This window comes from Psychrobacter sp., assembly GCF_030457785.1.
Taxonomy (GTDB): domain Bacteria; phylum Pseudomonadota; class Gammaproteobacteria; order Pseudomonadales; family Moraxellaceae; genus Psychrobacter.
Genome location: NZ_JAKDUI010000127.1, coordinates 1 through 8037, shown reverse-complemented (window position 1 = coordinate 8037; position 8037 = coordinate 1). Strand labels below are relative to the sequence as shown.

Below are 8037 nucleotides of genomic sequence, written 5' to 3'. Positions count from 1 at the left end.
ATTTTATTACTGGTATGAATGACCACGAGGCTTATAGGTTAGCGCAGGAGCTACAAGGTCATTGGGGAACGATGGTCTAGCACGTATAGAATATCCGTAAGTAAAATATTCACAGATAGGCGCTGGTGGCTAGCATTGACGAAAGTTTATCGTTAGACTCTACTTTAATCAACACCGTTGAGTTTACATTCGTTTCGTATTTAGTCGTATTTACGCGCTAAAATGAGTATGATATCCCTCTATTGGATAGTTTTTGAAATATTATGAGTAGTCGCGAACAAAAGAAACTTCAAACTCGACACGCTTTTTTTAATGCCGTGCTCGACTTATGTATGACAGGGCAATCTTTTAGCTCTATCAGCCTCAGACAGGTAACCCGAGAGGTGGGCGTAGTACCGACCGCTTTTTATCGTCATTTTGATGATATGGAGTCACTTGGCCGAGCCTTGGTGATTGAAGAGTTAGGTAGTACGCTCGCGATATTAAGCGATAGCCTACATATTGGTCGCAAACGCAGCTATGACCGGCAAATCGCTAAGAGTATTCAGCTGTTTTTATACATGGTAAGTGATCAACCTTATTACTGGCAGTTTTTGGTTAGTGAACGCTATGGCGGATCTGACGCCGTTCGTCAGGCGATTAATACCCTGATCAAAAAGCACGCTCAAAATTTAGCAGACGACCTAGCATTACAGCCTGCGTTTACTCATATCAATGCTTACGATCGACGCTTATTGGCCGAGGCTGGTGTCAATATGTTCTTTTCTTGGATTATTGATTGGTTAGAGCTGACCTATACAGAAGACCATGATGACGAGATAGATTTGAACGAGATTGAAAAGAATAAGCAACTGATGCTACATAACTGCACCCGCCAAGCGCAGATGCTGTTTTACGGCGCATATAACTGGAAATCCAGTGAAGAAACACTGTTAAAGGATTAGGTCGCGTCACCAATTAGTCTGTTTATACATCTAAAACTACTTAACGCTCAGCCAAGGTTACTTGACGCTCAGCGTTGTTTTACTCTTAAGGCTGTTTAAACAGTTTCTTGAACGGCTTTTTGATACCTTCAAAAGCTGGGTCGGAAAACCCAAAGACGTTGATGCACTACCTTGATGTTTTTGGCTTGGTTATCAGAGCCACTACTATCATCAGTGGAGTCACCATTGTCAGAACCATCGCTACTGTCTGCGCCATTCACATCAGCGTCAGTCTTGCTAATCAAAACGGTTGCAAATCGTTGACGTGCTTGACCAACCTCCATACTATCAGTCGCGGTGATAAGCGCTTTGAATGCTTGGCTATCAACTGCCAGCAGCGATTCTAACGCTGACCTGTCTTCATTGCTCACAGCGTTTAAGGGTGGTAGCTGCCATAAATCACTGATATCGGTTAATACTTGCTCCGTGCGCATCTCGACCAGCGCTTGCATCTCTGTGCTCTGAGTGCCATCGATTAATGCAGCCAGCAAAACTGGACTGGCCGTGTTGACGTTGATTGTTACAGAATAAGGGATTGCCGTAATACAAGGGCGTAATGTCGCTAACGCCTCATCGCTGACCGCGCCTAGATCTTGCAACTGATCAACGCTTACAAACGGCTGGTTTGGCAAAGTCCCACTGCTTGAGCCACTTCTCTGCTGATCATATACCAGACTTTCATCGCCACCATCTAGATAGACCTCAGTATCTAGATCTTGGTAGTCCAGTACTGCGATAGCAATATCAGACTCTAACCCTAGCTGTGTCAGTAATCTTTCAAACAGGGCCAAAGCGACAGTATTTACCTCACCATTCTGATATAAATTGTTTATATTAAAACGACTGGCCTCATCGCGTAGCTCAATGCTAATACTGTGCCCACCTAACAAGTAAGGTGGCATCGGCTGTGCCCAAATATCTTGCTCACTATCAGTATCGTTCAATGTATCATCTGCACGGATCAACGTCACAGCCATCTGCTGTCCTGCATCAATGTCTTGTAATAGCTGATTCTGTTCAAACAGCAACCCACTACGTCTGATAGCAATCTTTTGACTGGCCAGCATTGCACCTGCCACCACGGTAATACTGACTACCAATAACAAGATAGTCAGCAAGGCTACTCCACGCTGTGAATGCGCTGTCATCGACATAAACTATCTCTACTATTTAACAAATAATGCATGTTACGAGCTACCCTATATACTACCATTATCACTATCACCGCCATCATTATTTTCATTGTCGGTAACGGTCTGACTGGCAGGCGACATTGGTTGCGGAGCAAGTGCCCATTGCCAAGTGATAGGCATGTCTTGATAGGTGAAACCAATCGCAAGACCTTTTGGCAACAGAACAATCTCAGACTCAGTACTCTCTGCATTGGCCTGACTATTCTGTGGTGTTGAGCTATTGACAGCACTGATGTCTGCACCAGGAAATTGGTCACTAACTTCAGGTAAATAGGCTTGCCAGCTACCCGCAGTGACGCCTTCAAGCAATACACTATCTAAGCTCACACTCTCAGATCCACCATTGATACTGGTGTACTGGCGGCGAACGAGCCGTTCATCAGCAAAGACATACTCTATGCGTTGGAGGCTGTCACTGCTTTGGTAGCGCGGATCAGGATCAGCGAAGCGTACAAAACTAAGACTATCTTCGTTTAAACTCATAAATGGCTCGGGATTAACCACCGCCGTCTCTGCTTGGCTACTATCGCTGACGACATTATTGCTCATCACCATCTCGGTGTCGTTCGATGCCTGATAAGGAGCAATTTGCCCCATATCTTGCTGTAGCTGCAAATAAGCATACTGTAAAACAGCCAAATTGTCCGCATGCAGCTGAGCACGATCACGAGCGCGAGTAACACCGTCAAACACTTGCCACCCCGCCACTGCCAACATGGCAAATATTGCCATGGCGACCAATAGCTCAAGCAAGGTAAAGCCTCGCTGCTGCCTCACAAACCACCTCCGCCCGCGGCTTGTTCCATCAAATCTAAAATACCAGTGTCTTGCTCTGAGTTACTTATGATCACATTAATATCAGTGACAGTAGCCCGCGGCTGTCCATCTATAATAGGAGCAACGGCGATACTAACTTCTTTAATGGCGGGTGTCATAGACTCACTAACCGTCATCTCTACCTGCCAGTCTCGGCCTTGAGCATTGATAGATTGAGTACGGTTGGCTGTCAGCCAAGTATCTTGAATACGCAAATCAGCGGCAGCGTTTTGCGCCACGAAGTGAGCTAACGTACGCGTACGCAGCACATCCACTGAGCTCAAATATGCACTACTGGCACGACTCGCAGCGACAGCAACGACGGCTAAAACGGCCAGCGCCACCATCACCTCTATCAAAGTAAATCCTCTTTCATACTTAGATGGCGACGGTGAGGACGACAGAGACGACGAAAAAGAAACCCTCGGTTTAGCAGAAATCCCTTTGGACACAATATTGGGCGGTTTAGAAAAGACAGACATCGACTACCCTCCCTGCCCAATCATCATACTGCCATCAGGCATGATAGTAATCACCTCACCCACCAAACGTGAATCATGCAGCACCTCAATGGTCACAGGAGTCGCCTGACCCGTTCCGAACCAAAGCACTTGTGGCACTGTTTGATCCGTAAACCAAGGTTGCAGCACCCTTCCTTGACCAATACTCGATGCATTATTAGACGCTAAGCTTTGAACTCTTAAACTGACCCCACTTGGTAATTCGGGCAGGCTAATCTCTGGCTCTACATCCCAACTTGGTGTGGGCAAATCACCCCCACGTCCGCCTGACATAGTAGATATGTCTGCTGACAGCTCCATGGCATTTTTCGCGGTACTGTCTCTCGTGCCAGAAGATGCAGTGGCGGCTTGATAGGCAATATAAGGATTGGACAAGGTGACGATGACAGGCGTTATCTGTCCTTGGTTATTGGCTTGTAGACTCAACCCCATCGGCTGTGCACGTTCAGACGACAACAACCTGACATAACTCAATGAATCAGTCAGATGCTCATAGAAAGCACGGTTTTTACGTGACTCACTACTACCGACCGACAAACTCATCATACCTGCAAAGACAGACAATATGACCACGACGACGATAATCTCAACCAGCGTAAAGCCAGATTGTGTGTGTAGGCAGTTCGATGCATCGAAGTCTGTAGGAAAAACATCAGTCGATGAACAAAGAGGGGGTCGCAAAGGAGGAGGATAATTGACGTGCAATATCTGTTTGACATCAGCGTGACGATACACCAAGCACTGATGGACTAAGCTAAGATGATATACGGCCGCTGAGCTGGACTGTGTCTTGGCAGTGACCGGCATATTACACCTATAAGCCTATGAAGAAATTATGCTATGAAAAAGGGCTGCAACAGCAAAATAAAATATGGTCTTAGAAACTCTAATAATTGGTATTACGATGCTCTTCTGACACCCTATCTATCGGTTCTACCAGGTCTTGCATGTCTTCATCCAATACCTCGTCAACTGCGGGATAATGGCTCGGTAGATCAAGCATCTGCTGAACAAAAGCATAACGTAGCGTATCACGACGACCCAAATAACGCTGATAAAAGCTCGAGTTCAATAGCCCTGCACCGCCTTGACCCATCGCCCAAATTGATGAGAGATAATCACGCGTGCTCAAACTACTGCGCTCGTCTTGCAAATAAGCACTGATAATATCAATCAAGCGCTTCATACGCTGACGACGGATATCGTACAGGTCACCAAACAAACGATTCAAACCCGTCGCCGAAGCAGCCAAGCGCTCTTCAATTTGATTGAGCAGCATGGCCTTTTGTGGATTGAACAACTGCTGAAAAATCATGCGAGCGACACCTGCCGATGGACAGTCATCGATACGATTGATATCGAATAACTGTTCTTCGTAGCGGATAATGATGCGTAAGTATAACTCGTCTTTACTAGAAAAATGCTTGTACAACGTACCTTTAGCCAAATCCAGCTGCTCTGCCAAGCTGTCTAATGTGATATCACCATCACCTGACTCAAGTAACAGCTGTTCTGCCATCGCGAGGATGTTCTCTTCTCGTACCTTGAACTGATGCTGACGACTCATAACCTCTCCTAAAACCTGACAAGATTCAGCATATAGCCATCTATTGCATGGTTGATTTTGTAATAAAAACCATGAACACATCGGTAGCGAGACTATGAATGATTCAAAGACTGCTCGTCGACTGCTAAGCGGAATATGCCTGTGTTTGCTAAATAGTCATTAACAACCGATATGAATATACCAATAAATACAAACACTTAGGGCATAAAGTCACAGCGATATCTGATAAATGACTGATTAGTCATAGCATAACCATTTTAACGGTACTGTGCCAGTAAATTCTCAAAGTTTTTTGCCGTTAATTGACCAACTTCATCACTCGTACAGCCATACATCTCGGCAAGATAATCTGCCACGTAAGGTACATATGCAGGTTCATTAGGCCGTCCACGTTTGGGGACTGGCGCTAAGTAGGGGCTGTCTGTTTCGATAAGTATTCGATCCTTGGGCATGTGTTGTGCAGCATCCTGAATCATTTTGGCACTTTTAAAGCTAACAATACCCGAGAATGAAATATAAAACCCTAAATCTAACGCCCGTTTGGCAGTCTCCCAATCCTCTGTAAAGCAATGGATGATGCCATGCTCGGCGCCTTCAGACTTTAGGATGTCGATGGTATCTTCCTTGGCATCACGCATATGTACGACCAGCGGCTTTTTCAGCGCTTGGCTGGCATGAACATGACGCACAAGACTTGCCTGTTGCTCTTTTTTGTTTTCTGTAGACCAGTAATAATCCAGCCCTGTCTCCCCGATTGCCCATACATGCTCAGCGTCAGCGGTTTTTATCAAACGCTCGAGTGTCGCTGACTGTAGTACGCTGATATCCTCACATGGATGAATGCCCACACTCATACCCAGATTCAACGTCTCGTCACCATAGGTACTGACGATATTAGCGATATCATCGTATTCAGCAAAATCGCACATAATAGCCATGGCACGCGTGACATTGGCTTCTTTCATAGCGGTAATTGCGCCAGATAATTGACCATCATACTTGGTTAAATCCAAGCGGTTTAGATGACAATGAGTGTCGGTAAACATAAAAAATCTCGTTGATAAAATAAAAAAGTATGGCAGCTCAAAGTTTGTGCAGACAGATTGTGGCCTGCTAACCTACTAATGTACAAAGTCAGATAATAATAGAACTGCCGTTAAGTTGATAGATATCCTAGTTATTGTTCTAAAAGAGTCTATTTTCAAGTATGCTTCATCATGTAAGTACAGAAACTAATAAATACAGAAACTAATTAAAATGTTACCCACAGGAACTATCTAGCTTCATGACAATACAGCTACTCGATAGCCCCTTTGTTAGCCCTTTCACTGACACTTATAAGCGCTTTTCGTATGAACCGTAAAAAAACCATCAGCCTGCCGCCTATCATAAAGACAGTTTTACCCAAACAGCTGTATAGACGACGGTTTTTGCTGCAAGATAATGGGCATAACAACCATATTCGCATTGCCAAAGACGCTCACATCATTGGCGACTCTGTTATTACTGTTCGTCACGGTCATGACAATCAAATCACTATCGGTAAACAATGTAAGCTTAACAAGCTAAAGATCGATATCAATGGTAGTCACAATCAAGTCACTATTGGCGATCAAGTCAAATTCTCCGGACGACTATTGATCGTAGGCGATCACTTACACATTCACATAGGTGATCATACCACTGCCATCGACTGCTATGTTTTGGCGCGTGACAGAAGCATCACCATTGGCAAATCATGCATGATATCGCGTGGTATCGAAATTCGTGCTACAGACGTTCACAAGGTTTATGATATCGACAGCGATAAACAAATAAATAGTTCACATTCTGACGTCGTTCTAGGAGACCATATTTGGATAGCAGCCAATGTAACGGTGTCTAAAAACGTTTCTATCGCCAATGGCTGTATCATTGCAGCCGGCTCCTTTGTCAACAAGCCAGTTGAAACACCGAACGCTATGGTGGCAGGCACGCCAGCCAAAGTCATTCGTCAAAACGTCCGCTGGGAGCGCTAGTAGCTGTTCATGCCATGCTGAGATCAACTTTAAAGTTATTTCAAACTCACGATAATAACCATAAAAAATGAAAATCAATTAAGCGGCACCACCCGCATCACTTCTTCTATGGTCGTCACCCCTTCGCTGACGCGTTTTGCCCCAGACAAGCGTAACGGCTGCACCCCTTCGCGGCAAGCTTGTTTTTTCAGTGTGTCCACATTGACATCAGCTGCGACCAGCTTTTTAAGCTCATTAGATAGCGGCATGATTTCATAGAGACCGACACGCCCTTGATAGCCAGTATGACGGCAATGCTCACAGCCCCGTGCTGTATAAATCTGCGCAGGCAATGGCGCACGCCAAGGCTGAACCAACTCTTGCCACTGAATGGCTAGCTCACTATCTGCAGTGATATCCAATGCCTGTTTGCAATGTGAACACAGTGTTCGTAATAAACGCTGCGCCATCACACCCAAAATAGTCGCCGAGGTCAAAAACGGCTGAACACCCAAATCGTGTAAACGGGTAATTGAGCTTGGGGCGTCATTGGTATGCAAAGTCGATAGCACCAAGTGCCCTGTGAGAGAGGCCTGCACCGCCATATTGGCCGTTTCGGCATCACGAATCTCACCGACCATGATGATGTCTGGGTCTTGACGCATCAAAGATCGGATACCATCAGCGAAGTGCAAATCCACACCTGAATTGACTTGCATCTGATTAAACACAGGCTCAATCATTTCAATCGGATCTTCGATGGTACAGACATTGACTTGCTCAGTCGCTAGCTGTTTTAACGTGCTATATAAAGTAGTTGTCTTACCCGAACCCGTCGGACCTGTGACCAAAATGATGCCGTTGGGGTGTGCCGTCAACCCATGCCAAGACTCGAGCTGCTTGCCTGTTAGACCGAGCTGAGAAAATGAACGGACGAGCACCTCAGGATCAAACACACGC

9 protein-coding genes are annotated in these 8037 nt (G+C 45.4%); 2 read left to right on the top strand and 7 right to left on the bottom strand.

Translation table 11 applies throughout. From position 1 onward, the window contains the following. Positions 1-263 precede the first annotated feature (263 nt). Positions 264-944 (top strand): TetR family transcriptional regulator, encoded by a 681-nt coding sequence (locus L0J61_RS07290; RefSeq protein ID WP_301465697.1) that lies wholly within the window; start codon positions 264-266, stop codon positions 942-944. 128 nt (positions 945-1072) lie between these two features. Here L0J61_RS07290 and gspK read toward each other — a convergent pair whose 3' ends face one another. The 6 genes from gspK to L0J61_RS07260 all read right to left on the bottom strand — a co-directional run bounded on the left by gspK (position 1073) and on the right by L0J61_RS07260 (position 6126). Next, positions 1073-2137, bottom strand: a complete 1065-nt coding sequence (gspK, locus tag L0J61_RS07285; RefSeq protein ID WP_301465696.1) for a type II secretion system minor pseudopilin GspK — start codon at positions 2135-2137, stop codon at positions 1073-1075. Between the two features lie 45 nt (positions 2138-2182). After that, entirely contained in the window at positions 2183-2953 is a 771-nt protein-coding gene (gene gspJ, locus L0J61_RS07280; RefSeq protein ID WP_301465694.1) for a type II secretion system minor pseudopilin GspJ, read from the bottom strand. Continuing rightward, positions 2950-3474 carry a type II secretion system minor pseudopilin GspI gene (gene gspI / locus L0J61_RS07275; protein WP_301465693.1) on the bottom strand — a complete coding sequence of 175 codons (525 nt, stop codon included), beginning with the start codon at positions 3472-3474 and terminating at the stop codon, positions 2950-2952. Before gspI ends, gspJ begins: the two co-directional genes overlap by 4 nt. Before the next feature lie 3 nt (positions 3475-3477). After that, entirely contained in the window at positions 3478-4320 is an 843-nt protein-coding gene (locus L0J61_RS07270) for a prepilin-type N-terminal cleavage/methylation domain-containing protein (RefSeq protein WP_301465692.1), read from the bottom strand. Between the two features lie 79 nt (positions 4321-4399). After that, positions 4400-5080: a TetR/AcrR family transcriptional regulator gene (locus tag L0J61_RS07265; RefSeq protein ID WP_301465690.1), complete on the bottom strand. Its 681-nt coding sequence runs from the start codon at positions 5078-5080 to the stop codon at positions 4400-4402. A gap of 257 nt (positions 5081-5337) precedes the next feature. Continuing rightward, on the bottom strand, positions 5338-6126 hold the full coding sequence (locus L0J61_RS07260) for a TatD family hydrolase (RefSeq protein ID WP_301465688.1): 789 nt from the start codon (positions 6124-6126) through the stop codon (positions 5338-5340). Positions 6127-6432: 306 nt separating this feature from the next. Here L0J61_RS07260 and L0J61_RS07255 point away from each other — a divergent pair, with 306 nt between their 5' ends. Next, positions 6433-7098: an acyltransferase gene (locus L0J61_RS07255; RefSeq protein ID WP_301465687.1), complete on the top strand. Its 666-nt coding sequence runs from the start codon at positions 6433-6435 to the stop codon at positions 7096-7098. 74 nt (positions 7099-7172) lie between these two features. Here the strand turns inward: L0J61_RS07255 and L0J61_RS07250 are convergent. Further along, the coding region (locus L0J61_RS07250; protein WP_301465685.1) for a GspE/PulE family protein at positions 7173-8037 on the bottom strand (865 nt) is incomplete at its 5' end.